Here is a 25,683-nt window from a genome sequence, read left to right on the forward strand (position 1 = left end):
TCCGCCTCCGCGCCGAGGTCGATGGCGCCGATCGCGACGGCGCGGGTGGCGGTTCCGCGCACGATCTGGACGCGCGCCATCCGGTCCTGGATCGGAACGGGGCTGCCGGGGGTGCCGCTGGCCGCGACGGGCGCGGTCGAGGCCGCCACCTCCCGGCGCAGAAGCGAGGTCACGTCCGAATCGAGGGTGAGCTTGCGCGGATCGAGCCGGGTCAGGCCGGCGGCCAGCCGCGAGGCGCTCGTCAGCCCGAGCGGCTCGGTCATCCCCTCGCCGGCGCCGGCCTCCGCGACCTCGTCGCCGCCGTCGCGCACCGAGTTCAGGACCAGCGAGAGGTCGCCGAGCGTCGTGGCCAGCGTGATCACCTCCGCCTGCTCGGGCGTCACCTCGAGGGTGGCGGTGCGGGCGACGGGCGGCGGAACGATGTTGCCGGTCTTCTCGTCGATGGTCTGGCTCGCGTCCAGGCGCTGGTCGAGGGCCAGAACCCGGAGGTTCCGCACCATGGTCTCGCTGGCGCGGATGTCGCGCTCGGCGTCGATGACGTCGCCGGCGACGGAATAGGTCAGGATGATGTCCACCCGGTCGCCGGGCAGGATCAGGCCGCTGAGCCCCGCCACCTCGCCGATCGGGATGGCGATGGCGCGCTTGCCCTGCGGCAGGACCGCGGCGAGGAAGCCGCGCTCGCCGGGCTGGACGATCGCCGAGCGGGCGAGCGGCACGCCCTTGGGCAGCACCTGCCGGGCGACGCTGCCCACCAGGATCTCGGCGCCCGCGTCGTCGGCCACGATCATCTCGGGCGTGACGAGCGATTCGCCGACCGCCATCCGCCCGAGCTGCTCGGGGCGGAGGATCGATCCGGCGGCCAGTTCGACCGCCGGAACGAAGACTTCCTTCGTCTTCGGGGCCTGGGCGACAGCCGGCATGTCGACCGCCTGCACCGGCGCTCCGAGCTGCTGGAACAGGTAGAAGCCGGTTCCGCCCGCCGCGACCAGGGCCGCGAAGATGAAAAGGAAGATGCGCATGGGAAGCGACCCCTCGGTTAGGAATTGGCCGACCTAGTGTCGCGATTACTCCTCCGCGACGACCTCGCCACCGCCGTCAGGGGCCGCGGCCAGCTCGGCGCTCACTTCACCGAAGGTGCCGATCAGGCCTTCGCCGAGCGTCGTCACGGCACCGATGATGGCGACGGCAATGAGCGCGGCCAGCAGGCCGTATTCGATGGCCGTCGCACCCTCGTCGTCGGACCAGAGGCGCTTGGCAAAGTTCAGCGTATTCATCATCTCTTCACTCCTGTACTCAGCTACTCCAGGCGTGTGATCTTCACACGCCGCCTTGTTACCACAACTCTCCCATAAAACAAGACTTCAATACTGATATTTTTCTAGAAACTTGCAGAGTGTAGGGATGAAATCATTTATAGAGCGTTAAATAGCGAAATCGCCGATACTGGCAACGAACTGGCGACGCCGATCAAGACTGGAACGGGCCGGGCGGGCGGTCCGGCAGACGGTCGGTTCCGATCCCCGCCGAAGGGGCTTCGGCGGGTTAAAACGCGGGGCGGGATCGCGCGCTTACGGCGCGGGCGCTTCCATCGCCACCAGGCCGTCTTCGACATCGTTGAAGGTGGTCGCCAGTTCGGTGCCGATGGCTCGCAGCGATACGACGATCGCCATGGCGAGAAGCGCGGCGAGGAAGGCGTATTCGATCGCGGTGGCGGCATCCTCGTTGCGAATCAGGTGCCAGGCGCTCTTCGGGAAGCCTCTCATTTCCGAATACTCCGACGTTACGATTGCGGTGCATGCGAATTGCAGTCGCCCGAGCGTAGGGTCTCGGCATTTAGTCCGCGTTAAGAATTTCCCGCCGATTCAACTCGTATTGTTGGCGACCGAGTTCGGCCGGCGCCTGCCAGGCTTCCGGCAGCCGGCCCGCGGCCGCGACCCATTCCCCGTCCGAGGGAATGTCCTGCCTCCGGGCCGAGGCCACCCGTTCCTGCGGCTGGCGCGGCTCGACCGCCTTCTCGAGGCGCTCGGTGCGCAGCGCGGCCATGCGGTCGGATCCGGTCAGGTGCGGGCCCGCTTCGGGCGTCCGGTCGATGCGGATGATGAGCGGGCCGCGCGACATGCGGACCCGGCTCCTGCGGTTCGGATCCGGCCCCGCCTCGGGTTCGACGGCCGCGGCCACCAGGGGCGAGCCGCCGATGTCGTCCAGGATCCGGTCGAATCGGGCGCGATAGACATTGGCGTATTGCGGCGTGCGCGAGTGATAGGATCCGGCCGCGCGCGACCAGCTGCCGCTCTCGGCATAGAGGTCCTGCAGGAACCGCGCGGCATAGGCCGCGCCGGCCTCGGGGTCGAACATCGCCTCGACGGACGGGAAATTCGCTCCGTGCCAGTGATAGTTGATCTGGAAGCAGCCCACGTCGAAACTGTGGCGCCCTTCCGCGACGCTCTGGCGGGCGAAGGCGAGGGCTTCGTCGCGCGTCCTGAACCAATGCCCCTGCCCTTCGCGGTTGATCGCCCAGGGCCAGGGCCGCAGCCGGCCGCCGTCGCGCCGCCCCGTTTCGGTCAGCGAGATCGCATGGAGCACCTCTTGCGGCACGCCGGAGCGCTGGGAGCCGAGCACGATCGCCCGCTCGCAGAGCGCCGAAGGGTCTGAAGCGCCTGCCGGAAAGGCGAGAAGATGCGCCGCGAGGCATGCGAGAATCGCGAGGCGCGGCCGAAGACCGTACCGGATAGCCATGCGAACCGCCTCCGAATGAACCTGGGTGTTCCCGGTCTACCCCAGCAGGGTTAGCGCGGCCTTATCGCCCGGCGCGGATTCATCGCCCCGCTGCCGAAAGTCCGTAAAATTAGGCGCTTAACGCGCCGTTCAGACAATCCGCGCGAAGGGCGCTGCTCCGGTCCGCGGCCCCGCGATCCCGCATGCCGAACCGATGCCCGGGGCCATGGACCCAGCCTCGGGACAGGAAGAAGGCCGCACCCCGCGCGGCCCGCAGCGCCTCCCTCCGGAGGCGCAAGCCGCAGGGCGAGGGAGGTGTGGCGTCGCCGTCCGCGGCGGATCGGGCCTGGGCGGCGGGCCGGGTTTCGCCAGGCGATCAGGCCGTGCCGCATTTCGCGAGCACGGGCGGGACGAACGGAACAATGCCAGCCATTTCAGTGACTTATACTGTCGTCAAACCGTCAAGGAACTGAAATATAAAGGTCAACAGCGACTTCTATGATGCGGCGAGAGACGGGGAGAGCTTTGCCCCTCTTGATATCGTGAACGCAATCGAACCAGAGTCTCGAGAGGAATTCCCATGAGAACCGGCCTCCACGCAGGCGCAGCGATCGCCGCGCTCATCGCCGTGTCCGCACCCGGCGCCTTCGCGCAGTCCCGCGACCAGATCCGCATCGTCGGCTCCTCCACGGTCTTTCCCTATACCCAGGCCGTCGCCGAGCAATTCGCGGGCATGACCGGCATGAAGGCGCCGGTGGTCGAATCCACCGGCACCGGCGGGGGCATGAAGATCTTCTGCGGCGGCGTCGGCCCGGACCATCCGGACATCACCGGCGCATCGCGGGCGATGAAGGAATCCGAATTCGAGGCCTGCACCGCGGCGGGCGTGGACAGCATCACCGAGGTGCTGATCGGCTACGACGGGCTCTCGATCGCCCATGCCATCGACGGCCCGGACCTCGACCTGAGCAAGGCCCAGCTGTTCCAGGCGCTGGCCTCGGAGGTGGAAGTCGACGGCGAGATCGTCGCCAATCCCTACCAGAACTGGAGCGAGATCGATCCCGCCCTGCCCGACAGCCCGATCCAGGTCTTCGGGCCGCCCCCGACCTCGGGCACGCGCGACGCCTTCGTCGAGCTGGTGATGCACGAGGGCTGCGCCGAATTCGCCGCGATCGAGGCGCTCGACGAGACGCGCAAGGCCGAGGTCTGCGAGCGGATGCGCCAGGACGGCCCCTTCATCGAGGCCGGCGAGAACGACAACCTGATCGTCCAGCGGCTGAACGCCGATCACAACGCCCTCGGCATCTTCGGCTATTCCTTCCTCTACGAGAACACCGATGCGCTGAAGGCCGTCGCGATTGACGGCGTGCTCCCGGAGACCGACACGATCGCCGACGGCTCCTATGCCGTCTCGCGGCCGCTCTTCGTCTACATCAAGAACGCCCATCGCGGCGTCATCCCCGGCCTCGACGACTTCGTCGCCGAATATGTCTCCGAGGACAGCTTCGGCCCCGGCGGCTATCTCGAGGAGCGCGGCCTGATCCCGCTCTCCGACGAGGAGCGCGAGCAGGTGCGCGCCGCGGTCGAGCAGGGCTCGCAGATGGACCGGTTCAACTGACGTCCCGACCGATGCCGCGGCGCGCCCCTGCGCGCCGCGGTCGCCTGAGTCGACCAAGCCTGCGGGGGTCCGGTGTTCTCCTATCTCTTCCTGACGATCATCGTGATGTCCGCGGTCGCCTTCTTCGTCGGCCAGGCCACGGGCAAGCGCTTCGCGGCCGTGGGCGACGCGCCCGACATGCATTCGCTGCCGAGCTACCACGGCGCCTATGTCGCGGTCTGGGTGGGGATCCCCTCGCTGGTGCTCGTGCTCCTCTGGGCGCTCTTCCAGTCGAGCGTCATCGATTCGCTGCTCTGGAGCAGCCTGCCCGACCACCTGACCTCCGGCGCCGACGCGGCCAACCGCAGCCTGCTGCTCTCCGAGATCCGCAACGTCGCCGAGGGGCGGATCTTCTCCGAACCGACGCCCGAGGTCCTCGCCGCCGCCGAGCGCCTGAACGGCTGGCAGGCGATCGTCCGGATCGCGGGCTTCGTGGTCGTGCTCGCCCTGATGGTGGCCGGCCTCTTCTTCGCCCGCGCGCGCCTCGCGCCGAGGTTCCGCGCCCGCAACAGCGTCGAGCGCTTCCTCGACGGCTTCATGGTCCTCTGCGCCCTGGCGGCGATCGTCACCACGATCGGCATCGTCGTCTCGCTGGTCTACGAGGCCTGGGCTTTCTTCAAGCTCGTGCCGCCGCAGGATTTCTTCTTCGGCACGAAATGGGAGCCGCAGATCGCCATCCGCGCCGACCAGATCGCCGGCCAGGGGGCCTTCGGCGCCCTGCCCGTCTTCCTCGGCACCCTGGTGATCTCGGTGATCGCCATGCTGGTGGCGATCCCGACCGGCATCTACACCGCGATCTATCTCAACGAATACGCCTCGAAGCGGGTCCGCCAGACCGTCAAGCCGATGCTCGAGATCCTCGCGGGCGTGCCGACCGTGGTCTACGGCTTCTTCGCCGTGCTGACGGTCGCGCCGGCGATCCGCGAGGCCGGCGGGCTCCTGGGGCTCGCGACCTCGCCCAATTCCGCGCTGGCGGCCGGGCTCGTCATGGGCACGATGATCATCCCCTTCGTCTCCTCGCTCTCCGACGATGCGCTGAACGCGGTGCCGCGCTCGATGCGCGACGGCTCGCTCGCCATGGGCGCGACGCCCGGCGAGACCATGCTGCGCGTCATGCTGCCCGCCGCCCTGCCCGGCATCATGGGCGGCGTGCTGCTCGCGCTCTCGCGCGCGATCGGCGAGACCATGATCGTGGTGATGGCCGCCGGCCTGATCGCCTCGCTCAACGTCAATCCGCTCGATTCGGTGACCACCGTGACGGTGCAGATCGTGACCCTGCTCACCGGCGACACCGAATTCGACAGCCCCAAGACGCTCGCGGCCTTCGCGCTCGGCCTCGTCCTCTTCCTCGTGACGCTCGGGCTCAACGTGATCGCGCTCGGCATCGTGCGTCGCTACCGCGAGCAATACGAATGACCCCGGGCCCAAGGGAGCTCCGACCATGACCGATACGGCCGTCCCCTCCCCGGGTCACGCCCCCTCCGCGGCAGCGCTGGCGCAGCGCCGCCGGCGCTACGCCGCGGACCGCCGGCTCCGGGCCTATGGCATCATCGCGATCACCTTCGCGCTCGGGCTCTTGGCGACCCTCGTCGTCTCGCTCGTGGTGAGCGGCTATCCGGCCTTCACCCAGACCTTCGTGCGCGTCGATTTCCCGATCTCCGAGGATCTCGTCGATCCCGCGGATCCGGGCGAGGGCAATTTCCGCAAGATCATGCAGGAGGGGGTCTCGACGCTGATCCCGGGCGAGCATTCGCCGCGCGAGCTGCGCGCCATGGCCGGCATCCTGACCGACAACACCCAGTTCCTGCTGCGCGACGCGGTGGTGGCCGACCCTTCGGTGATCGGCGGCACGCTCACCATGAAGGTGCCGGTCTCCGACCCCTTCGACCAGCTGAACAAGGGGCTCGTCGACCGCGACACGCCCGAGGACCGGCGGCGGCTCAACGACACCGAGATCGGCTGGTTCGACGCGCTGGTCGACGAAGGCCGGGTGTCGCGGTCGTTCAACTGGGGCCTCTTCACCCATGCCGACAGCCGCTTTCCCGAGATGGCCGGGCTCAAGGGCGCGATCGTCGGGTCGTTCTATGCGCTGCTGGTCTGCTTCCTGATCAGCTTCCCGGTGGGGATCGCGGCCGCGGTCTATCTCGAGGAATTCGCGCCGAAGAACCGCGCCACCGACATCATCGAGGTCAATATCAACAATCTCGCGGCGGTGCCCTCGATCGTCTTTGGCCTGCTCGGCCTCGCGGTCTTCATCCAGATCTTCGGCCTGCCGCGGTCGGCGCCGCTGGTCGGCGGCATGGTGCTGAGCCTCATGACTTTGCCCACCATCATCATCGTGACCCGCAACGCGCTGAAGGCGGTGCCGCCTTCGATCCGCGAGGCGGGCTACGGCGTGGGCGCCTCGCAGCATCAGGTGACGATGCATCACGTGCTGCCGCTGGCCATGCCGGGCATCATGACCGGCACGATCATCGGCCTCGCCCAGGCGCTCGGCGAGACCGCGCCGCTCCTGCTCGTGGGCATGAACGCCTTCATCACCAGCCCGCCGGGCGGGTTGCTCGACGCCTCCACGGCGCTGCCGACGCAGATCTTCATCTGGGCCGACAGCCCGGAGCGCGGCTTCGTGTCGCGCACCTCGGCGGCGATCCTCGTGCTGCTGGGCTTTCTGATCGTGATGAACGCGATCGCCATCTTCCTGCGCCAGCGTCTTGAGCGCACGTGGTAATGCATTGAGGGGACTGGACATGGGAATGCTGGCCGATCCGATGGAAAAGGTGAAACCCGTAGGCGACGCACGGGCCGCGAGCGGCTCCAACAAGGTCTCGACCCGGGACGTCTCGGTATTCTACGGCGAGAAGCAGGCGCTCTTCGACGTCTCGGTCGACATTCCCGCCAATCAGGTGACGGCCTTCATCGGCCCCTCCGGCTGCGGCAAGTCGACCTTCCTGCGCTGCATCAACCGCATGAACGACACGATCCCGATCGCCCGGATGACGGGCGCGATCACCCTCGACGAGATCGACATCTACGATCCGCGCATCGACGTGGTCGAGCTCCGCGCCCGCGTCGGCATGGTGTTCCAGAAGCCCAACCCCTTCCCGAAATCGATCTTCGAGAACGTCGCCTACGGGCCGAAGATCCACGGCATGACCCGCAACAAGTCCGAGCTCGAGGCGCTGGTCACGTCGTCGCTCAAGCGCGCCGGGCTCTGGAACGAGGTCAAGGATCGCCTGCACGAGCCCGGCACCGGCCTCTCGGGTGGCCAGCAGCAGCGGCTCTGCATCGCCAGGGCGATCGCCACGCGCCCCGAAGTCGTGCTGATGGACGAGCCCTGCTCGGCGCTCGATCCCATCGCCACCGCCATCGTGGAGGAGCTCATCGACGAGCTCCGCTCCAACTACACCATCATCATCGTGACCCATTCGATGCAGCAGGCGGCGCGCGTCAGCCAGAAGACGGCGTTCTTCCATCTCGGCAAGCTGATCGAGCACGGGCGCACCGAGGACATCTTCTCCAACCCGCGCGAGAAGCAGACCGAGGATTACATCACCGGCAAGATCGGCTGACACGCGGACGCTCCGCCCGCTTCGCGAAGGGTGCGAGCGGCGCGGCAGGATTTCGACCGCCCTCCGCCGGGCCGAGGCAGTTCCGGGGGCGGGCATGAAGAGAAGGCCACGCTCCGCGCGGCCCGCTGGGCATGCCCCCGGACCGATGACCGCAAGGGCCGCTCCGCCGGCCTTCGGGACGCTTCTCCGCACCCATATCCGCCGGCCCGGGTTCAGGCGAATTGCATCGAAGGCCATCTTGGGAAAAGCTGAACGCAGCAGACCCGGAGATTCGCATGGTTGCCCGCTCCGACGGCGAGATCGCTCGCCGCTCGAACCTGATCGCCGCCATGCCCTCGGACGTGGCGCATGCGATCCTGTCGCAATCGGTCATCCGCACCTATGACCGCGGCGAGACGATCTTTCTCCAGGGCGAGCGCTCCGAGACCTTCTTCATCGTGATCGAGGGCTGGATCAAGCTCTACCGCATCGCCCAGAACGGCGCGGAGGCGGTCGTGGCCTGCTTCAGCGAGGGCCAGAGCTTCGGCGAGGCGGTGGCGCTGCAGCGGGCGGCCTTTCCCGTCACCGCCGAGGCGGTGACCGATTGCCGGCTGATGCATGTGCGCGCCGCCGTGCTCTTCGAGATGATCCAGAACCGGCCCGAGCTCGTGGTCTCGATCATGGCGACGCTCTACCAGCACTTCCAGGCCCTCGTCGCCCAGATCGAGCAGCTCAAGGCCCAGACCGGATCGCAGCGGGTCGCGGAATTCCTGCTCGAGCTCTGCAATTGCGAAACCGGCAGCGCGACGGTGCGGCTGCCCTATGACAAGATCCTGATCGCCGGCCGCCTCGGCATGAAGCCCGAGAGCCTGTCGCGCGCCTTCTCCCGCCTGCGCAAGGTGGGGGTGGCCGTCAACCACAGCAACGCCGCCATCGCGGACGTGGAGCGGCTGCGCGCCTTCGCGGCCCAGGATCCGGCGGAAGCCTGGAGCCGGGTGCAATGACCGCGCGCCTCGCGACGGTGCTCGCGGCGATCGACGCCGCCAATGCCGCCGATCCGACCTTGGAGCGCGATGGCGCGGCGGAGCGGCCCGCGGCGCTGCTCTACGGCGAGCGCATGTCCGCGGAGACGGCGCGGCTCTTTCCCGATGCCTCCGAGCATCTGCGCATCGCCGCGCGCGGGCAGCATGTCGAGCGCTGGCGCATGCCGAGGGCGAGCTATCCCGAGGGCCGCGCCGGCTATCTCGCCTGGCGCACCGCCCAGGCCGCCTCCCATGCCGAGCGGGTCGGCGCCATGATGGCCGAGGCCGGCTACGGTGCAGCGGACATCGACGCCGTCGCCCGCCTGCTGCGCAAGGAGGGCATCAAGCGCAATCCCGAGATGCAGCGGCTCGAGGACGTGATCTGCTTCGTCTTCCTGCGCTGGTACTTCGCGGATTTCGCCGCCCGGCACGACCCGGAGGCCGTGCTGCGCATCGTCGCCAGGACCGCCCGCAAGATGTCCGCCGAGGCCCGCACCCGCGCCCTGGCCGAGTTCGGCGACCTGCCCGCGGATCTCGCCGAGGCGATCCGGGGCTGATCGCCGGCCCCGGGGTCACTGCGCGTCGGGAAGGGGCGGAAGCGTCCGCAGATAGGCGACGACGGCGTCGAGATCCCCGGGCGTCATCTTCGCGAGATAGGGGAAGGGCATCGGCGGCCTGAGCGGCTCGCCCTCCGCGCCGATGCCTTCGGTGATCATCCGCTTGATCTGGTCGTCGCTGTAATGCGCCAGCCCGTCCTCGCTCGAGGTGATGTTGGCGGCGACCGAGACGCCCCAGGGCCCGGGAAACTCGAACCCGCCGCGGCCGAGATCGGTCTCGATCATCGGCCCCTCCGGGCCCATGGGCGTGTGGCATTCGAGGCAATGGGCCACCGGCCCGGCGAGATAGGCGCCGTATTCCGCCGTCGGCCCGCGCGGGATGTCGGCGACATGTTCCACCGGCGGGCCATAGGCCGGCGGCAGCGGGATGCGGTATTCCGACTTCGGATTGTCGCTCGGGATCGCGGGCAGGGTGCGCAGGAAGGCGACCACCGCCGCGAGGTCGGTGTCGCTGAGATGGCGGTAGAAGGTGAAGGGCATCGGCGGTCCGATCAGCGAGCCGTCGGGCCGGATGCCCTCGCGGATCGCCCGCGCGAGCTCGGCGTCGCTCCAGCCCGCGATCTCGCCGGCCGGGGTGATATTGGCCGACCAGGCCGTGAAATCGGGCCCGTCCCAGATCAGCGTCCCGGTGAATTCCTTGTCCATCTCCGGCCCGTCGGGGCCGGTCGGCGTGTGGCAATTGCCGCAGCCCATGGGCCCCCGCACGAGATATTCGCCGCGCTCCACCGGCGTTTCGGCGCCCGCCAGCCCCGCGGTGCCGCAGAGCGCGGCCGCCAGCAGCCCAAATATTCGCGTCACGATTACTTCCCTCCCTCGAGTTGCCGGCTATCCCGACCCCTCAGAAAAGAATTCATACCATTGCGCCCAATTACGGGCAACAAGACTTCACCGCACGACTTTTCGGAAGTGCGGGAAACGCCGAATACTTGCCTTGCGGGACCCGCGGCCCCGGTCCACGGGGGAAGTGGTCGCGTTCGGCGGCGGCAAGGTCTTCCGCGACGGCATGGGCCAGGCCCGGGCCACCCGCCCCGGGGGGGGCCGTTCGCGTCGGCCTTGCCGCAGGCACCGCAGGGCCTCCGTTCCCGCCCTGCCCCGACCGCGCCTCGCGCAACCGTGAAGCGCGGACGGATCGACTTCCGAGGATGTGCCATACCTTGCCTCCGGGGAGGTCGCTCCCCCTGAACGGGACCATCATCATGCGACTTGCGGCAATCCTCGGCGCCTGCGCGGTTCTCCTCACGGCCTGCGCCGGCGCGTCGACCGGCAGCGCCGACCTCATCCCCAGCGGCGGCGCCGCCGGCAGGATGGGACCGGGCTATTGCCATACCGTGCCCGGCAATCCCAACGACCGGCTGCAATGGGACCGCCTCTGCAACCCCTTGCATTAGCCTTCCTGCCCCGGTCCGGACGGACCGGCCGGGCGGCGCCGGAGCGATTGGGCGGTCACCAGCCGAAGGTGCTCGCCCCTGCCCGAGGCGCGTGGCCGCTGGCACGGCGCCGGCCGGAAGCGGCGCCGATCCGGTGGCGCCTGACGAAAGCGGGAGCCTCGATGGCAGAACCGTCCTGACTGTGGCAGGCTTCGGGGCGGAGCAATCGGCTCTTCTCCGAGGGGACAGGTAACTTGCGACTCATGACCAGCCTTGGCGCCTGCGCGCTCGTTCTTGCGGCCTGCGACGGGTCTTCGACCATCGATCCGGATTTCATTCCATCCGGCGGCGCGGTCGGCAGGGAGGGATCGGGCTTCTGCCACACCGTCCCGGGCAACCCGAACGACCGCCCGCAATGGAACAACCTCTGCAACAACGCCGAGGCGGTGATGGACCCGGACGATGACGAATAGGGTGGTTGAAACCGATTGCGCGTCGGTTTGCGAGATCGAGAACAGCCTCTGATTTTAATGGCCTCTCCGGATGTGCGCATGCGCACATCCGGCTGGGATCCGCTTCAGGCGCTCGCCGCCAGCAGGCTCGCGTTGCCGCCCGCGGCCGTGGTGTCGATGCAGAGATGCCGCTCGGCGGCATAGCGCTCCGGGGCGACCGGCGCGGTTTCGAGCGGCACGATCGCACCCGGTCGCGCGGCCAGCGCCCGGCGCAGCGCGCGCAGCCAATCCGCCGGACCGCGTGCGGCCACGAGCGCGAGATCCGGCAATCCGGTCAGCGCCTCCGGCGCCACATGGCCGTCGAGGGCGGCCAGCGGCAGGCCGGACTTCAGGAGCGGCCTGAGCGCCTCGACGGCGCCGGGCGCCACGACCAGCACCGGATTGCCGAGCGCCAGCGCCTGCAGCGCCTGGGCGAGCGCCGCCGCGCCATCGGCCCCGAGGCAGAGCACGCGGCCCCGGGGATGCAGGCCGAGCCGGTTGCTCTCGCCGGTCGGCCCCGGCAGATCCATCGGTGCCGCGGGCAGCCCCGCCGCCGCGCTCAGGGCGGGATGGTCCGCGCCGAGGGCGGCGCGCAGGGCCGCGATCCGGTCGCCCTTGGCCGCCCATGCTCCGGCATCGAGCGTGCCGAAGACCTTCGTCAGCGTCGTCGCGGGGACCTCCGCGCCGCCGGGCGCCGCCGGCTCGGGCGCCTCGGCCGGGCGCTGCAGCCGCGCGAGATAGAAGGGCCCCCCGGCCTTGGGGCCGGTGCCCGACATCCCCTCGCCGCCGAAGGGCTGCGAGCCGACGATGGCGCCGATCTGGTTGCGGTTGACATAGGTGTTGCCCATATGCAGCCGCGCCGTCACGCGCTCGACCCGGTCGTCGATGCGGCTGTGCAGCCCGCAGGTCAGCCCGAAGCCGCGCCCGTTGATGGCGTCCACCACCCGGTCGAGCTCGGCCGCCCGGAAGCTGGCGAGATGCAGCACCGGGCCGAAGACCTCGCGCTCCACCGCGCCGATGCCGTCGACCGCGATGATCGTCGGCGGCACGAAGCGCCCCGTCTGCGGCACTTCGAGCGTCTTGAGCACCTTCTTCGCATTCGCGGCGAGATAATCCCTGATGCCCGCCTCCGCCTCGGAATCGATCACCGGCCCGACATCGGTCGCGATGTCCCAGGGATCGCCGATCGCAAGCACCTCCATCGCCCCCGAGAGCATCTCCAGCACGCGGGCGCGGGCCTCGTCCTGGACGTAGAGCACCCGCAGCGCCGAGCAACGCTGTCCGGCCGACTGGAAGGCCGAGGCGAGCACGTCGCGCACCACCTGCTCGGTCAGCGCGGTGGAATCGACGATCATCGCGTTGAGCCCGCCGGTCTCGGCGATCAGCACCGCGTCGGGTGCGGCATGCTCGGCCAGGGCGCGGTGGATGATCTGCGCCACCTCGGTCGAGCCGGTGAAGACGACCCCGGCGATGTCCGGCGATGTCGTGAGCGGCCCGCCCACGGTCGGCCCGTCGCCGGGCAGGATCTGCAGCGCCGCGGCGGGAACGCCGGCCGCCTGCAGCAGTTCCACCGCCCGCAGCGCGATCAGCGGCGTCTGCTCGGCGGGCTTGGCGATCACGGCATTGCCGGCGCCGAGGCAGGCGGCGACCTGGCCGGTGAAGATCGCGAGCGGGAAGTTCCAGGGCGAGATGCAGACCATCACCCCCCGCGGGCTGCCGGTGGCGGCCTCGGCCGCATCGGCGTAGTAGCGCAGGAAATCCACCGCCTCGCGGATCTCGGCCGTCGCGTCGAGCAGCGTCTTGCCCGCCTCGCGGGTGGCGAGCGACGTCAGCTCCGCCGCGTTCTCCTCGTAGAGATCGGCGGCCCGGCGCAGCACCGCCGCGCGGTCCCGGGCCGGGGTGGCCGACCAGACCGCGAAGCCCTCCTGCGCCGCCGCCAGCGCTGCCGCGACCTCGGCGGGTCCGGCCTCGCGCACATAGCCCACGATGTCGTCGGGGCGGGCCGGGTTGCGCACCGGCTCGCCCTCGCTGCCCCAGACATGGCCCCGCCAATCCTCCCGCGCCGCGATCAGCGGGATGATCGAGGCCGGCTCGTTGACGTTCCAGCCCATGGCGTTCCGCCGCGGCGCGAAGACCGCCTCGGGCGGCGCGATGATCGGATTGGGGATGGAGGAGAGCGCCTCGACCTCGGCGACCGGATCGGCGGCGATCTCTTCCGCCGGAAGCGACTTGTCGACGATCTGGTTCACGAAGGACGAATTCGCGCCGTTCTCCAGGAGCCGCCGCACCAGATAGGCGAGCAGGTCGCGATGCGCCCCCACCGGCGCGTAGATGCGGCAGCGCGTCCTCTCGGTCTCGTGCACGATGCCGTGCAGCGCCTCGCCCATGCCGTGCAGCCGCTGGAACTCGAAGCTGTCGCGATCGCCCGCCATGGCCAGCACCGCCGCCACGGTATGGGCGTTGTGCGTGGCGAATTGCGGATAGATCCGGTCGCGCTTGTCGAGCAGCCGGCGCGCATTGGCCATGTAGCTGACGTCGGTGGAGGGCTTGCGGGTGAAGACCGGAAAGCCCGGCAGCCCGCGCTCCTGGGCGATCTTGACCTCCGCGTCCCAATAGGCGCCCTTGACCAGCCGGACCATGATCCTGCGATCGTGCCGCGCCGCGAGGTCGTAGAGCCAGTCGATCACCGCGCCCGCGCGCCGGCCGTAGGCCTGGATCACCACCCCGAACCCGTCCCAGCCCTTCAGCGCCGGATCGGGCAGCATGGCCTCGATCACGTCGAGCGAGAGATCGAGCCGGTCCGCCTCCTCGGCGTCGATGTTGAAGCCGATGCCGGCCTTCGCCGCGGCGCGCGCGAGCTCCAGCGCCCGCGGCACCAGCACCCGCATCACCTCCTCGCGATGGGTCCATTCATAGCGCGGATGCAGCGCCGAGAGCTTCACCGAGATGCCGGGGCTCGAGCGCACGTCGCCCTTCGCCCCCTTGGCGATGGCGGCGATCGCGGCGGAATAGGCCCTGGCATAGCGGATCGCGTCCGCATCGGTGCGGGCCGCCTCGCCGAGCATGTCGTAGGAATAGGTATAGCCCTTGGCCTCCATCCCGGCGGCGCGATCCATGGCCGCGCCGATGGTCTCGCCGAGCACGAAGGAGCGCCCCATCAGCTTCATCGCCTGGCCCACGGCGGTCCGCACCACCGGCTCGCCCAGCCGGCGCACCATGGCGCGCAGGGCCTTGGCCGGCCGCGAGGGATCGTCGTCGAGCACGCGGCCGGTCAGCATCAGCCCCCAGGTGGCGGCATTCACGAGGCTCGAGGTGGAATGCCCCAGATGCGCGCCCCAGTTCGACGGCTCGATCTTGTCGGCGATCAGCTCGTCGATCGTCTCGGCGTCCGGCACACGCAGGAGCGCCTCGGCGAGGCACATGAGCCCGACGCCCTCGTCCGTCGAAAGCCCGTATTCGGCGAGGAAGGCCTCCATGACCGTGGGCGACGAGCGCTTGCGCACCTGGACCACCAGCTCGGCGGCGCTGCGCACGATCGCCTGGCGCGCCGCCGCGTCGAGGCGGATCCGCTCGATCAGCCCGCGCACCAGCGCGGTCTCGTCGGCATAGGTCAGGGCGCGGATCGTCGCGCGCGCGTCGGGCGGGGTGGCGGTGAGCTTGTCCATGGCGCAATCCTAACTATGGGTCGACGGAATGCGCCGCTTGGCCGGCAGGTCGCCGCGATCGGCGCGGTGTTGCTCGACGCAACATCGCATTACATGGCAAGAGGCGCCGGGGAGATCCACCAAGAAATGCTCGAAGTCGCCTCCGTGTCGAAGTCCTACGCCACGGCCCTGGGTCCGCTGGCCGTGCTCGACGGGGTCACGCTCGCCCTCTCGCCCGGGCGCTCGCTGGCGCTCACCGGCGAATCGGGCAGCGGCAAGAGCACGCTCCTGCACCTGATCGCCGGGCTCGACGCGGTGGACGCCGGCCGGATCCGCGTCGGCCCCGCCGAGGTCACCGCCATGGGCGACGCGGGCCGCTCCGCGCTGCGCCGCGAGGCGATCGGGCTGGTCTTCCAGCAGTTCAACCTGATCCCGAGCCTCGACGTGGCCGCCAACCTCGCCTTCCAGGCGCGGCTCGCCGGCCGTCACGACCCGGACTGGCAGGCGGCGCTGACCCGGCGCCTGGGGCTCGAGGACCTGCGCGCGCGCTATCCCGAGGCGCTCTCGGGCGGCCAGCAGCAGCGCGTGGCCATCGGGCGGGCGCTCGCGGGGCGGCCGGGGCTGATCCTCGCCGACGAGCCCACCGGCAATCTCGACGAGGCGACCGGCGACGCGGTGCTCGACCTGATGCTGGAGCTCGTCGCCGCGAGCGGGGCGAGCCTCCTGATGGTCACCCATTCGACCCGGCTGGCCGCCCGTCTCGACGCGCAGGCGGTGCTGCGCCAGGGCCGCATCGCCCGATGAGGGCCTGGACGACGCTCCGGGCGCTTATGGGCCATTGGCGGCGCCATCCGGTGGAATGCCTCACCCTGCTCGCCGGGCTCGCGGTCGCCACCGCGCTCTGGAGCGGCGTGCAGGCGCTCAATGCCGAGGCCCGCGCCAGCTACGCCCGCTCCGCCGCGCTGCTCGGCACCGGCTCGCTGGCGAGCGTGGTCGCCGAGGACGGCGGCCGCTTCGCCCGCGAGGATTTCGTCGCGCTGCGGCTCCTCGGCTGGCCGGTGACGCCCCTGCTCGACGGCAGGCTCACCCGGGACGGCGAGAGCCTGCGCATCATCGGCGTCGATCCGATCACCCTGCCCGCTTCGGCTTCGGCGCTCCGGATCGGCGAAGGCGACGAGCGGCTGACCGACTTCCTGCTGCCGCCCCATCTCGCGCTCGCCGCACCCGAGACGCTCGCAAGGCTCGGCGCGCCGGCCGACCTGCCGCCGCTCGCCGCCTCCGAGACGCTGCCGCCCGACACCCTCGTGGTGGACATCGGCGTGGCCGAGCGGCTGCTCGACGCCGAAGGCCGGGTCTCGCGCCTGCTCCTGCCGCCCGAGCGCGCCGGCGAGCCGCTGCCCGCACCCCTGGCCGCGCGCCTGCGCATCCAGCCCGAGGATGCCGAAAGCGATCTCGACCGGCTCACCGCGAGCTTCCATCTCAACCTCGCCGCCTTCGGCTTCCTCGCCTTCGTCGTCGGCCTCTTCATCGTCTATTCCGCCATTGGCCTCGCCTTCGAGCAGCGCAAGCCGATGATCCGCACCCTGCGCGCCTGCGGCGTCTCGGCGCGGTTGCTGACCGGCGCCATGCTCGCCGAAACGATCGGCTTCGCGCTCCTCGGCGGCGCGCTCGGGATCGTCGCGGGCTACGGGATCGCGGCCGCGCTGCTTCCGGACGTGGCGGCCTCGCTCGAAGGGCTCTACGGCGCCACCCTGCCCGGCCGGCTCAGCCTCGATCCTGCCTGGTGGCTCGCCGGCATGGCGCTCTGCCTGGCCGGCGCGCTGGCGGCGGCGGGCGGCAGCCTCTGGCGCGCCGCACGCCTGCCGGTGCTGGCGCCGGCGCAGCCGCAGGCCTGGCTCGCGGACCAGCGCCGGGGGATGCGGCGCCAGCTGGTCGCGGCGGCGCTGCTCGCCGCCGGATCGCTGGCGGCGCTGGCGCTCGGATCCGGGCTCGCCGCCGGCTTCGCGGTCCTGGGCGGGCTCCTCGTCTCGGCCGCCCTGGCGCTGCCCGCGCTGCTCGCCTCAGTCCTCGCCTTCGGCCATCGCCGCGCGCGCCGCCCGGTGGCGGAATGGGCCTGGGCCGACGGCCGCCAGCAGCTTTCCGGCCTCTCGCTGGCCTTGATGGCGCTCCTGCTCGCGCTGGCGGTCAATCTCGGGGTCGGCACCATGGTCGAGAGCTTCCGGCGGACCTTCGACGCCTATCTCGACCAGCGCCTGGTCTCGGAGCTCTACGTCACCGGCCGCGACGGTGCCGAGGCCCGCGACATCGCCGCCTGGGCCGCGGCGCGGCCGGAGGTCGCGGCCGTGCTGCCGATCTGGCGCGCCGAATCGCGCTTCCGCGACTGGCCGCTGGAGATCTACGCCTTCGCCGACCATGCCAGCTACCGCGACAACTGGCCGCTCGTCGCCGGCCTCCCCGACGCCTGGGATCGCGTCGCCGCCGGCGAGGCGGTGCTCGTCTCCGAGCAGATGGCCCGTCGCTTCGGCCTCGGGCCCGGCGACCGTCTGACCCTGCCGACGCCGGGCGGCGGCTGGGAGGTCGGTCTGGCGGCGGTCTATCGCGATTTCGGCAACCCCGAGGCCCAGGTCATGGTTTCCCGCGAGGCCTTCGCGCTGCACTGGCCCGAAGGCGACCACCGACGCATGGGCCTGCGTGCGGCGCCGGAGGCGGTCCCTGGACTGGCCGCGGCACTTGCCGCAAGCTTCGGACTCGGGGACGAGCAGATCGTCGATCAGCGCGCGCTCAAGGCCCTCTCGCTGCGCATCTTCGAGAAGACCTTCGCGATCACCATCGCGCTGAATGCGCTGACCCTCCTCGTCGCCGGCGTGGCACTGCTGACGAGCCTGCTCGCGCTCTCGGATCTCAGATTGCTCCAGCTCGCCCCGCTCTGGGCGCTCGGGCTGACCCGCGCGCAGCTCGCGCTGCTCGAAATGGGCAAGCTGCTGGGGCTCGCGGCGCTGACCGCCTGCGCCGCCCTGCCGCTCGGCCTCGCCGTCGCCTGGGTCCTGACCGCCGTCGTCAACGTGCGCGCCTTCGGCTGGCGCCTGCCGGTGGAATTCCTGCCGGGGCAATGGGGGAGGCTCTTCGTTCTGGCGCTCCTCTGCGCCTTCGTCGCCGCGCTCTGGCCCATCTGGCGGCTGCGGCGCGCCTCGCCGCTCACCTTGCTCCAGGGCTTCAGCAATGAGCGCTAAGACCCTCGTTCTTTCGGCCTTCTTTCCAGTTGCCGCCCTTGCCCAGAGCTATGCCGGCCTCGGCGGCGAGGCGGGGGGCTATCTCCCCGTCACCCGCCCCGCCGCGCTGGCATTCCCGCGCGACCACGGGCCGCATCCGGGCTTCCGCATCGAATGGTGGTACCTGACCGCCAATCTGAGCGACGCCGACGGGACCGATTTCGGCATCCAGTGGACGCTCTTCCGCATCCCGCTCTCGCCCGCGCCCGAGGCGCCGGGATGGCAGTCCAACCAGATCTGGATGGGCCATGCCGCGCTCACCCATGCGGACGAGCACCGCTATGCGGAGACCTTCGCCCGTGGCGGAATCGGCACGGCGGGCGTTCAGCTTGCCCCCTTCCGCGCCTGGATCGACGACTGGCGCATGACCGCCCTGCGCGGCCCCGGCGATGCGCTCGCCGCGATCGCGCTGACCGCCGGCGGCGAGGGCTTCGCCTACGACCTCCAGGCCTCCGCGGACCTGCCGCCGGTGCCGCAGGGCGAGGAAGGCTACAGCCTGAAGGCGCCGGGCGGAGCGGCCTCCTATTACTACAGCCAGCCGTTCTATGCCGTGGAGGGCAGCCTCGAGCTCGATGGCCGCAGGATCCCGGTGACCGGACAGGCCTGGCTCGACCGCGAATGGTCGAGCCAGCCGCTCCGCCCCGACGATGCCGGCTGGGACTGGTTCTCGCTGCATCTCGCGACCGGCGAGAAGGTCATGGCCTACCGCTTCCGCAAGACCGACGGCAGCGCCAACCTCGCCGGCACCTGGATCGACGCCGGGGGCCGGCCGAGCCCGCTCGGCGACGCCGAGATCGCCATCACCGAACGCGCCCGCAGCACCGTCGCCGGGCGCGCGGTCCCCACCGCCTGGCATGTCGAGATACCCTCCCGCGGCTTCGCGGTGGACACCGAACCCCTGAATCCGCAAAGCTGGATGGGGACGACCTTCGCCTATTGGGAAGGGCCGATCCGCTTCGAGGGCAGCCACGACGGGCGGGGATACCTGGAAATGACGGGGTACGAATGATGGATGCCGACCTTGAGCCGAGCCTGAACGTGCTGGGCGGGCCGCTGAAGCCCTGCTCCTTCGATCCGATGACCGGCTTCTTTCGCGACGGCTGCTGCAACACCGGCCCCGAGGATCGCGGCCGCCACACCGTCTGCGTCCGCCTGACTGCGGATTTCCTCGCCTTCAGCCGGGCGCGCGGCAACGACCTCTCGACGCCGCGGCCCGAATACGGCTTCCCCGGCCTGCGCCCCGGCGAGCGCTGGTGCCTCTGCGCCGAGCGCTGGATGGAGGCCTGGCGGGCCGGCAAGGCGCCGATGGTCGTGCTGGCCAGCACGCATCAATCGATGCTGCGCCATGTCTCGCTCGAGATCCTGAGCGAGCACGCCGTGCCGGGCACCGCGCCGACCCGGCACTGAGCCGTCGCGGGGTCAGAGCATCCAGGAGGCCGGCCGCCTCTCGAGGAACGCCGCGATGCCTTCCGCGGCCTCGGGCGTCTCCCAGGTCGCGACCAGCCGGTCGATCGAGGCCTCGATGACGCTCGCGTCGATCCGCGGCCCCAGGGAGCGCGCCAGGCGCTTGGCCGCGGCGACCGCGGCGGGCGCGGCGGCGAGATAGGGCGCGACCTCGGCCTCCACCGCGGCATCGAGATCCGCCGCCGCCACGACCCGCGTCGCGAGATGGAGCCTGAGCGCCTCGCCGGCATCGAAGACCCCGCCCGAGAAGAACACCGACCGCGCCGGCCCCTCGCCCATGCGCGCGATGACATAGGGCGCGATCGTCGCCGGGATCAGCCCCAGCCGCGTCTCCGTCAGCCCGAACCGCGCGCCCTCCGCCACCACCGTGGCGTCGCAGACCGCCATGAGCCCGACGCCCCCGCCATAGGCCGCCCCGTGCACGCGCCCGATCAGCGGCTTCTCGAGGGTGTTGAGGGCGGCGAGCATGTCCGCCAGCCGCCGCGCCTCGACCCGGCGCCCGGCGCCGTCCGCCGCGACCTGCGCCCGCATCCAGCCGAGATCGCCGCCGGCGCAGAAGCTCGCGCCGTTGCCGCCGAGCACCACGACGCGGATCGCGGCATCGGCATTGATCCTGCCGGCGGCGGCGGCGAGCGCGTCGCAGGTCTCGCCGGCGAGCACGTTGTGCCGCTCGGGCCGGTCGAGCGTCAGCCGCGCGACCCCGCGCGCATCGGTCTCCAGAGTGAAATGCGGCCGGTTCATCGCCGGGCCGGCCCGCCGGGACCGGCACGACCCCCTTTTCCGGTCAGGCGGAGCCCACGTGACGGCGCAGGACCGCGGCGACCCGCGGGTCGCGCACCAGCCGGTCCGCCCCCCAGAGGCGCAGCGCCTCCTTCGATGCAAGCGATTCGCCGGTCGCCTCGCGCAGGATCGCGCCGAGGCTCGGCCCTTCCATCGGCGCCATGCCACGGGCAATAAGGCGTTCGTTGATGCGGGCGTCGGTCGCCAGTACGACGAGAGCGCGGTCTTGCATCGTGCTTCCTCCCAGAAGTCGTCTCGTTGCTTGGGAAGCACAATAGCTCAACTCCCGGTAGTTTGAAAGCTTGACATTGACGAAGTTTGAATCGACCTGTGCGAATCGAGGAAACCGGCCAAAATCCGCCCGCGCCCGCCCGCCGGGCGCTCATGTCGCGGCCCGGAACGACCGTGCGAAACCCGCGGTCTCCGCGAGCCTCTCCGGGTCGAGCCCGGTCTCGAACCCGAGCGCCGCCAGCCGGGCCGCCACCGCCTCGCTCGCCACGTTCCCCGGCGCTCCCGGCGCGAAGGGGCAGCCGCCCAAACCCCCGACCGAGGCGTCGAAGACCCGCAGGCCCCGCTCCAGCGCGACCTCGATATTGGCCATGGCCCGGCCGCCGGTATCGTGGAAATGGCCGGCCAGCCGCTCCGGCCCGACCACCCCGAGCACCGCATCGAGCATCGCGCCGATCCGCTGCGGCGTGCCGCGGCCGATGGTATCGCCCAGGCTGATCTCGTGGCAGCCGAGGGCGAGCAGGCTGCGCACCACCGCCACCACCGCCTCCGGCGCGATGCTTCCCTCGAAAGGACAATCGGTTATGCAGGAAACATAACCCCGCAGCGGAACGCGGTCGCGCCGCGCTGCCTCCGCGACCGGGGTGAAACGCTCGAGGCTGCCCCCGATCGAGGCATTGACGTTGCGCTGGCTGAAGCTATCCGAGGCGGAGGTGAAGATCGCCACCTCGTCACAGCGTGCGGCATGCGCGGCGCCATAGCCCTGGAGATTCGGCACCAGCGCCGAATAGGCGATGCCCGGCCGGCGCTCGATCCCCGCCATCACCGCCGCGCCATCGGCCATCTGCGGCACCCGGTCGGGGCTGACGAAGCTCGCCACCTCGATCCGCGAAAACCCGCAATCGCTCAACCGATTGATCAGCTCGATCTTGGAATCCGTCGGAATCGGCCGCGTCTCGTTCTGCAGCCCGTCCCGAGGGCCGACTTCATAGATCGTTACGCGATCAATCATCCTGCGATCCGAGCCGGATCATAACCGTTCCCTCCGTGACCTGCTGGCCCGCGGCAACGGCGACCTCCGCCACGGTGCCGTCCCTTGGCGCGGTCAGCGCATGCTCCATCTTCATCGCCTCGAGCACGACTAGGACGTCGCCGGCGGCCACCTGCGCCCCGGTCTCGACCGCGAGATGGCGCACGAGTCCCGGCATCGGCGCGCGGATCTCGTCGCCCGACCCCTGGACCTCTCCCGCTCCCGCCAGCGGATCGGGGCGCCGCAGCCCATGCGCCTCCGCACCCTCGAAGATCGTGAGGCTGCGCCCCGCGCGCGCGAGGCCGAAACGCCGTGCCACCCCATCGATGCGGCAGGCGAGTTCGCCGCCCTCGCAACGATCGACCGCAACCTCCTGTCCGGCCGCGAGAAACCGGCCCGGACCGCGCACCTCCAGCGCGACCGTCTGGCGCTCCCCCTCCGCCTCCAGCACCACCTGGCGCCGCAGCGGCGCCCAGAGCGCAAAGCCGGCCAGCGGATCGGCGCAGGCCTCCAGCCCCTCGGCGGCGATCGCCGCGACGGCGAGCAGACCGGCGTCACGGGCCGCCGGCGGGGTCAGCGCGTCGATGTTTCGCTCGATGAGCCCGGTATCGACCCGTCCCGCCACGAAATCCGCCTGCCGCGCCAGCCGGGCGAGAAAGCCGAGATTGGTCACCGACCCGGCGACGCGGCTCGCCTCGAGCGCCCGGGCGAGCGCGCCGAGGGCGGTCGCCCGCGTCGGCCCGTGCACGATGAGCTTGGCGATCATCGGGTCGTACCAGGGGCTTATCGCATCCCCGGCGCGGATGCCGGCATCGACGCGGACCCCGGGCGGAAAGGCGAGATGCGTGAGCGTCCCGATGGCCGGCAGGAAGTCGCGCGCCGGATCCTCGGCATAGAGCCGCGCCTCGAAGGCATGGCCCGAGATCGCGAGCGCCTCCTGCCGCAGCGGCAGCGGCTCCCCGGCGGCGACGCGCAGCTGCCATTCCACCAGATCGACCCCGGTGATCGCCTCGGTGACGGGATGCTCGACCTGCAGCCGGGTGTTCATCTCCATGAACCAGAAGCCGTCGGGATGCAGCGCGCGGCTGCCGTCGACGATGAACTCGACCGTCCCCGCACCGGAATAGCCGATCGCCTGCGCCGCCCTGACCGCCGCCTCCCCCATGGCCTCGCGCATCACCGGCGTCATGCCCGGCGCCGGCGCCTCCTCGATCACCTTCTGGTGGCGGCGCTGCAGCGAGCAGTCCCGCTCGAAGAGATGCACGGCGTCGCCGAAGCCGTCGCCGAAGACCTGGATCTCGATATGGCGTGGTGCCGTGACGTATTTCTCGACCAGCATCGCTTCGTTGCCGAAGGCGCCCTGCGCCTCGCGCCGCGCCGAGGCCAGCGCCGCGGCGAAATCGCGCGGATGCCCGACCCGGCGCATGCCCTTGCCACCGCCGCCCGCCACCGCCTTGATCAGCACCGGATAGCCGATCAGCGCCGCCTGTTCGGCGAGATAGCCGGGATCCTGCTCGGCGCCGTGATAGCCCGGCACCACCGGCACGCCGGCCTCCGCCATCAGCGCCTTGGCCGCGTCCTTCAGCCCCATGGCCCGGATCGCCGCCGCCGAGGGCCCGATGAAGACGAGCCCCGCCGCCGCGACCCGCTCCACGAAGTCCGGATTCTCCGACAGGAAGCCGTAGCCGGGATGGATCGCTTCCGCGCCGGTCTCCAGCGCCGCCGCGATGATGCGCTCGCCGTTGAGGTAGCTCTCCGCCGCCGGCGCCAGGCCGATGCGGACCGCCGCATCCGCCATCGCCACGTGCTTCGCGCCGGCATCCGCGTCGGAATGGACCGCCACCGTATCCACCCCGAGCCGCCGGCAGGTCGCCATCACCCGGCAGGCGATCTCTCCCCGATTGGCGATCAGCACCCGCTGGAACATCACCGACCTCCAGGAAGCGTTAGCACCAGCCCCCACGCAGGGATCCGAAGTACCGGCGCCCGTTTCCGCTCTTCACCATGGCGGTCGCCACCCGTTGTCCCCCGAGACGCATGTCCGCGAGCCACCGCCCGAAGTGGTCGTGTCCTTGGAAGCCCACCTCCACCGGTGTCTGCCGGGCCAGGTTTCTCAGGGCCTGCGTCGCTCGCAGAGCCGCGGCATGTTCCGCCTCGCACATGGGCGAGAAGAGTTCCGGTGCATCGTAGCCCACGATCCGCACCCGCATCGTCCCGCGCCCCGGACAAGCGAGATCGACGGTGTCCCCGTCGATCGCCCGCACCATACGGCAGTCCGAACGCATGGCCCGCATCGACGACATCCTGTCGTCCACGGCCGGCGCCAGCAGCGCGTAGCCGCCCGAGAGGAGCGCAAAGGCCGCGATCCAGAACAGCGCGGCCTGCAATTCCGTCCTGCCGCGCCGCCAGCGCCCGCGGGAAATCCGGCGAGGCCGCCTGAAAGGCACGACCTTCCTTCTCATGCCGCGCTGCGGCTTCGGCGGGGTCCAATGGGTCCGCGATTCTTCGCCATGTCGCGCCTCCGGGCGCCCAGCCTGCCCCCGCCTTGGAGAAGAAATTCTTAACGCTCACATCCGGAACACGCCGAAGCGCGTCTCCCCGATGGGCAGGTTGAGCGCCGCCGCCAGGCTCAGCGCCAGCACCGCCCGGGACTTCCTCGGGTCGATCACCCCGTCGTCCCAGAGCCGGGCGCTGGCATAGAGCGGATGCGACTGGCGCGCGAACATCTCCAGCGTCGGCGCCTTGAACGCCGCCTCCTCCGCCGCGCTCCAGCTGCCGCCGCGCCGCTCGATCCCCTCGCGCCGCACCGCGGCGAGCACGCCCGCCGCCTGCTCGCCGCCCATCACCGAGATGCGGCTGTTGGGCCAAGTCCAGAGGAAGCGCGGCTGGAAGGCCCGCCCCGCCATGCCGTAGTTCCCGGCCCCGAAGGAGCCGCCGACCAGCAGCGTGACCTTCGGCACCGCCGTGGTCGCCACCGCCGTCACCAGCTTCGCCCCGTGCCGCGCGATGCCCTCGTTCTCGTAGCGCCGCCCGACCATGAAGCCGGTGATGTTCTGCAGGAACACCAGCGGGATGCGCCGCTGCGAGCACAATTCGACGAAATGCGCGCCCTTCACCGCGCTCTCCGAGAAAAGCACGCCGTTGTTCGCCACGAGCCCGACCGGAATGCCCGCCACATGCGCGAAGCCGCAGACCAGCGTCGCCCCGAACCGCGCCTTGAACTCGTCGAAGCGCGAGCCGTCCACCAGCCGCGCGATCACCTCGCGGATGTCGTAGGGCGTGCGCAGATCCGCCGGCACCACGCCGAGGATCTCGTCCGGATCGCAGGCCGGCTCCTCGGGCGCCTGCATCGCCACATGGGGGCGCCGGGGCCGGTTCAGCCCCGCCACCGCCTGCCGCGCCAGGGCAAGCGCATGCGCGTCGTCGTCGGCGAGGTAATCCGCAACGCCCGAGAGCCGCGTATGCACGTCGCCGCCGCCGAGGTCCTCGGCGCTCACCTCCTCCCCGGTCGCGGCCTTCACCAGCGGCGGGCCGGCGAGAAAGATCGTGCCCTGGTCGCGCACGATGATGCTCACATCCGCCATCGCCGGAACATAGGCCCCGCCCGCGGTGCAGGATCCCATCACCACCGCGATCTGGGGGATGGCGCGGGCCGACATCTGCGCCTGATTGTAGAAGATGCGCCCGAAATGCTCGCGGTCGGGAAAGACCTCGTCCTGGTTCGGCAGGTTCGCCCCGCCGCTGTCCACCAGATAGATGCAGGGCAGCCCGTTCTCCGCCGCGATCTCCTGGGCGCGCAGGTGCTTCTTCACCGTCAGCGGATAATAGGTCCCGCCCTTCACCGTGGCGTC

Annotated in this window: 24 protein-coding genes; 12 read left to right on the top strand and 12 right to left on the bottom strand. The window is 70.6% G+C overall.

The window, feature by feature from the left end:
- The 4 genes from cpaB to V7050_RS04110 all read right to left on the bottom strand — a co-directional run.
- A partial coding sequence (gene cpaB, locus V7050_RS04095) for a Flp pilus assembly protein CpaB (RefSeq protein WP_324410256.1) occupies positions 1 to 1,019 on the bottom strand: 1,019 nt, incomplete at its 3' end.
- A gap of 45 nt (positions 1,020 to 1,064) precedes the next feature.
- Positions 1,065 to 1,277, bottom strand: a complete 213-nt coding sequence (locus tag V7050_RS04100) for a Flp family type IVb pilin (RefSeq protein WP_324365739.1) — start codon at positions 1,275 to 1,277, stop codon at positions 1,065 to 1,067.
- A 291-nt stretch (positions 1,278 to 1,568) separates the two neighbouring features.
- On the bottom strand, positions 1,569 to 1,763 hold the full coding sequence (locus V7050_RS04105) for a Flp family type IVb pilin (protein WP_324365737.1): 195 nt from the start codon (positions 1,761 to 1,763) through the stop codon (positions 1,569 to 1,571).
- Positions 1,764 to 1,833: 70 nt separating this feature from the next.
- Positions 1,834 to 2,736, bottom strand: a complete 903-nt coding sequence (locus V7050_RS04110) for a hypothetical protein (RefSeq protein ID WP_324365735.1) — start codon at positions 2,734 to 2,736, stop codon at positions 1,834 to 1,836.
- 559 nt (positions 2,737 to 3,295) lie between these two features.
- Between V7050_RS04110 and V7050_RS04115 the strand changes: the two genes are divergently transcribed.
- The 6 genes from V7050_RS04115 to V7050_RS04140 all read left to right on the top strand — a co-directional run bounded on the left by V7050_RS04115 (position 3,296) and on the right by V7050_RS04140 (position 9,499).
- Positions 3,296 to 4,333 carry a substrate-binding domain-containing protein gene (locus V7050_RS04115; RefSeq protein WP_324365734.1) on the top strand — a complete coding sequence of 346 codons (1,038 nt, stop codon included), beginning with the start codon at positions 3,296 to 3,298 and terminating at the stop codon, positions 4,331 to 4,333.
- Between the two features lie 72 nt (positions 4,334 to 4,405).
- The gene (gene pstC, locus V7050_RS04120) at positions 4,406 to 5,788 is read left to right on the top strand and encodes a phosphate ABC transporter permease subunit PstC (RefSeq protein ID WP_324365732.1); all 1,383 of its coding nucleotides are present in this window, start codon (positions 4,406 to 4,408) and stop codon (positions 5,786 to 5,788) included.
- Between the two features lie 25 nt (positions 5,789 to 5,813).
- Positions 5,814 to 7,100 (top strand): phosphate ABC transporter permease PstA, encoded by a 1,287-nt coding sequence (gene pstA / locus V7050_RS04125; protein WP_324365730.1) that lies wholly within the window; start codon positions 5,814 to 5,816, stop codon positions 7,098 to 7,100.
- A gap of 40 nt (positions 7,101 to 7,140) precedes the next feature.
- Positions 7,141 to 7,941 (top strand): phosphate ABC transporter ATP-binding protein PstB, encoded by an 801-nt coding sequence (pstB, locus tag V7050_RS04130; RefSeq protein ID WP_324365768.1) that lies wholly within the window; start codon positions 7,141 to 7,143, stop codon positions 7,939 to 7,941.
- Between the two features lie 275 nt (positions 7,942 to 8,216).
- Positions 8,217 to 8,924: a Crp/Fnr family transcriptional regulator gene (locus tag V7050_RS04135; RefSeq protein WP_324365728.1), complete on the top strand. Its 708-nt coding sequence runs from the start codon at positions 8,217 to 8,219 to the stop codon at positions 8,922 to 8,924.
- Positions 8,921 to 9,499: a DUF4202 domain-containing protein gene (locus tag V7050_RS04140; RefSeq protein ID WP_324365726.1), complete on the top strand. Its 579-nt coding sequence runs from the start codon at positions 8,921 to 8,923 to the stop codon at positions 9,497 to 9,499. Before V7050_RS04135 ends, V7050_RS04140 begins: the two co-directional genes overlap by 4 nt.
- Before the next feature lie 15 nt (positions 9,500 to 9,514).
- Here the strand turns inward: V7050_RS04140 and V7050_RS04145 are convergent, their stop codons facing one another.
- Positions 9,515 to 10,357, bottom strand: coding sequence for a c-type cytochrome (locus V7050_RS04145; RefSeq protein WP_324365725.1), 843 nt, complete (start codon positions 10,355 to 10,357; stop codon positions 9,515 to 9,517).
- Between the two features lie 398 nt (positions 10,358 to 10,755).
- Here V7050_RS04145 and V7050_RS04150 point away from each other — a divergent pair, with 398 nt between their 5' ends.
- Together V7050_RS04150 and V7050_RS04155 are read left to right on the top strand one after the other, a co-directional pair.
- A complete protein-coding gene (locus tag V7050_RS04150) occupies positions 10,756 to 10,947 on the top strand; it encodes a hypothetical protein (RefSeq protein ID WP_324365723.1) in 192 nt (63 codons plus the stop codon).
- A gap of 233 nt (positions 10,948 to 11,180) precedes the next feature.
- Positions 11,181 to 11,399, top strand: a complete 219-nt coding sequence (locus V7050_RS04155) for a hypothetical protein (protein WP_324410258.1) — start codon at positions 11,181 to 11,183, stop codon at positions 11,397 to 11,399.
- Between the two features lie 104 nt (positions 11,400 to 11,503).
- On the opposite strand, the gene putA is transcribed toward V7050_RS04155, so the two are convergent.
- Positions 11,504 to 15,082, bottom strand: coding sequence for a bifunctional proline dehydrogenase/L-glutamate gamma-semialdehyde dehydrogenase PutA (gene putA, locus V7050_RS04160; RefSeq protein WP_324374260.1), 3,579 nt, complete (start codon positions 15,080 to 15,082; stop codon positions 11,504 to 11,506).
- Between the two features lie 126 nt (positions 15,083 to 15,208).
- On the opposite strand from putA, the gene V7050_RS04165 reads away from it, so the two are divergent.
- From V7050_RS04165 to V7050_RS04180, 4 genes are read left to right on the top strand one after another with little or no spacing between them, the layout of a single operon-like run.
- Positions 15,209 to 15,865 (top strand): ABC transporter ATP-binding protein, encoded by a 657-nt coding sequence (locus V7050_RS04165; RefSeq protein WP_324368041.1) that lies wholly within the window; start codon positions 15,209 to 15,211, stop codon positions 15,863 to 15,865.
- Positions 15,862 to 18,291 (top strand): ABC transporter permease, encoded by a 2,430-nt coding sequence (locus tag V7050_RS04170; protein ID WP_324368039.1) that lies wholly within the window; start codon positions 15,862 to 15,864, stop codon positions 18,289 to 18,291. Before V7050_RS04165 ends, V7050_RS04170 begins: the two co-directional genes overlap by 4 nt.
- Positions 18,281 to 19,339 carry a lipocalin-like domain-containing protein gene (locus V7050_RS04175; protein WP_324368037.1) on the top strand — a complete coding sequence of 353 codons (1,059 nt, stop codon included), beginning with the start codon at positions 18,281 to 18,283 and terminating at the stop codon, positions 19,337 to 19,339. Before V7050_RS04170 ends, V7050_RS04175 begins: the two co-directional genes overlap by 11 nt.
- Positions 19,339 to 19,737: a DUF2237 family protein gene (locus V7050_RS04180; protein ID WP_324368035.1), complete on the top strand. Its 399-nt coding sequence runs from the start codon at positions 19,339 to 19,341 to the stop codon at positions 19,735 to 19,737. The genes V7050_RS04175 and V7050_RS04180 overlap by 1 nt, the downstream gene beginning before the upstream one ends.
- A 12-nt stretch (positions 19,738 to 19,749) precedes the next feature.
- On the opposite strand, the gene V7050_RS04185 is transcribed toward V7050_RS04180, so the two are convergent.
- The 6 genes from V7050_RS04185 to V7050_RS04210 form a co-directional block, all read right to left on the bottom strand.
- Positions 19,750 to 20,535: a crotonase/enoyl-CoA hydratase family protein gene (locus V7050_RS04185; RefSeq protein WP_324368033.1), complete on the bottom strand. Its 786-nt coding sequence runs from the start codon at positions 20,533 to 20,535 to the stop codon at positions 19,750 to 19,752.
- 43 nt (positions 20,536 to 20,578) lie between these two features.
- Positions 20,579 to 20,806, bottom strand: coding sequence for a hypothetical protein (locus V7050_RS04190; protein WP_324368031.1), 228 nt, complete (start codon positions 20,804 to 20,806; stop codon positions 20,579 to 20,581).
- 150 nt (positions 20,807 to 20,956) lie between these two features.
- Positions 20,957 to 21,814 carry a hydroxymethylglutaryl-CoA lyase gene (locus V7050_RS04195; RefSeq protein ID WP_324368029.1) on the bottom strand — a complete coding sequence of 286 codons (858 nt, stop codon included), beginning with the start codon at positions 21,812 to 21,814 and terminating at the stop codon, positions 20,957 to 20,959.
- Positions 21,807 to 23,759: an acetyl/propionyl/methylcrotonyl-CoA carboxylase subunit alpha gene (locus tag V7050_RS04200; RefSeq protein ID WP_324374264.1), complete on the bottom strand. Its 1,953-nt coding sequence runs from the start codon at positions 23,757 to 23,759 to the stop codon at positions 21,807 to 21,809. Before V7050_RS04200 ends, V7050_RS04195 begins: the two co-directional genes overlap by 8 nt.
- Before the next feature lie 19 nt (positions 23,760 to 23,778).
- Positions 23,779 to 24,294 (bottom strand): thermonuclease family protein, encoded by a 516-nt coding sequence (locus V7050_RS04205; protein WP_324368025.1) that lies wholly within the window; start codon positions 24,292 to 24,294, stop codon positions 23,779 to 23,781.
- A 105-nt stretch (positions 24,295 to 24,399) separates the two neighbouring features.
- Positions 24,400 to 25,683 (bottom strand): carboxyl transferase domain-containing protein (locus V7050_RS04210; protein WP_324410260.1); only part of this gene is annotated, 1,284 nt, incomplete at its 5' end.

The sequence above is a fragment of the Amaricoccus sp. genome (assembly GCF_036846665.1).
Taxonomy (GTDB): domain Bacteria; phylum Pseudomonadota; class Alphaproteobacteria; order Rhodobacterales; family Rhodobacteraceae; genus Amaricoccus.

Excerpts from the sequence above, each read along its gene's own strand:
- V7050_RS04100 (WP_324365739.1), bottom strand. The coding sequence starts at position 1,277 with ATGATGAATACGCTGAACTTTGCCAAGCGCCTCTGGTCCGACGACGAG.
- V7050_RS04105 (WP_324365737.1), bottom strand. The coding sequence starts at position 1,763 with ATGAGAGGCTTCCCGAAGAGCGCCTGGCACCTGATTCGCAACGAGGAT.
- V7050_RS04110 (WP_324365735.1), bottom strand. The coding sequence starts at position 2,736 with ATGGCTATCCGGTACGGTCTTCGGCCGCGCCTCGCGATTCTCGCATGC.
- V7050_RS04115 (WP_324365734.1), top strand. The coding sequence starts at position 3,296 with ATGAGAACCGGCCTCCACGCAGGCGCAGCGATCGCCGCGCTCATCGCC.
- pstA (WP_324365730.1), top strand. The coding sequence starts at position 5,814 with ATGACCGATACGGCCGTCCCCTCCCCGGGTCACGCCCCCTCCGCGGCA.
- pstB (WP_324365768.1), top strand. The coding sequence starts at position 7,141 with ATGGAAAAGGTGAAACCCGTAGGCGACGCACGGGCCGCGAGCGGCTCC.
- V7050_RS04135 (WP_324365728.1), top strand. The coding sequence starts at position 8,217 with ATGGTTGCCCGCTCCGACGGCGAGATCGCTCGCCGCTCGAACCTGATC.
- V7050_RS04140 (WP_324365726.1), top strand. The coding sequence starts at position 8,921 with ATGACCGCGCGCCTCGCGACGGTGCTCGCGGCGATCGACGCCGCCAAT.
- V7050_RS04150 (WP_324365723.1), top strand. The coding sequence starts at position 10,756 with ATGCGACTTGCGGCAATCCTCGGCGCCTGCGCGGTTCTCCTCACGGCC.
- putA (WP_324374260.1), bottom strand. The coding sequence starts at position 15,082 with ATGGACAAGCTCACCGCCACCCCGCCCGACGCGCGCGCGACGATCCGC.
- V7050_RS04165 (WP_324368041.1), top strand. The coding sequence starts at position 15,209 with ATGCTCGAAGTCGCCTCCGTGTCGAAGTCCTACGCCACGGCCCTGGGT.
- V7050_RS04170 (WP_324368039.1), top strand. The coding sequence starts at position 15,862 with ATGAGGGCCTGGACGACGCTCCGGGCGCTTATGGGCCATTGGCGGCGC.
- V7050_RS04175 (WP_324368037.1), top strand. The coding sequence starts at position 18,281 with ATGAGCGCTAAGACCCTCGTTCTTTCGGCCTTCTTTCCAGTTGCCGCC.
- V7050_RS04180 (WP_324368035.1), top strand. The coding sequence starts at position 19,339 with ATGGATGCCGACCTTGAGCCGAGCCTGAACGTGCTGGGCGGGCCGCTG.
- V7050_RS04185 (WP_324368033.1), bottom strand. The coding sequence starts at position 20,535 with ATGAACCGGCCGCATTTCACTCTGGAGACCGATGCGCGCGGGGTCGCG.
- V7050_RS04190 (WP_324368031.1), bottom strand. The coding sequence starts at position 20,806 with ATGCAAGACCGCGCTCTCGTCGTACTGGCGACCGACGCCCGCATCAAC.
- V7050_RS04195 (WP_324368029.1), bottom strand. The coding sequence starts at position 21,814 with ATGATTGATCGCGTAACGATCTATGAAGTCGGCCCTCGGGACGGGCTG.
- V7050_RS04200 (WP_324374264.1), bottom strand. The coding sequence starts at position 23,759 with ATGTTCCAGCGGGTGCTGATCGCCAATCGGGGAGAGATCGCCTGCCGG.
- V7050_RS04205 (WP_324368025.1), bottom strand. The coding sequence starts at position 24,294 with ATGAGAAGGAAGGTCGTGCCTTTCAGGCGGCCTCGCCGGATTTCCCGC.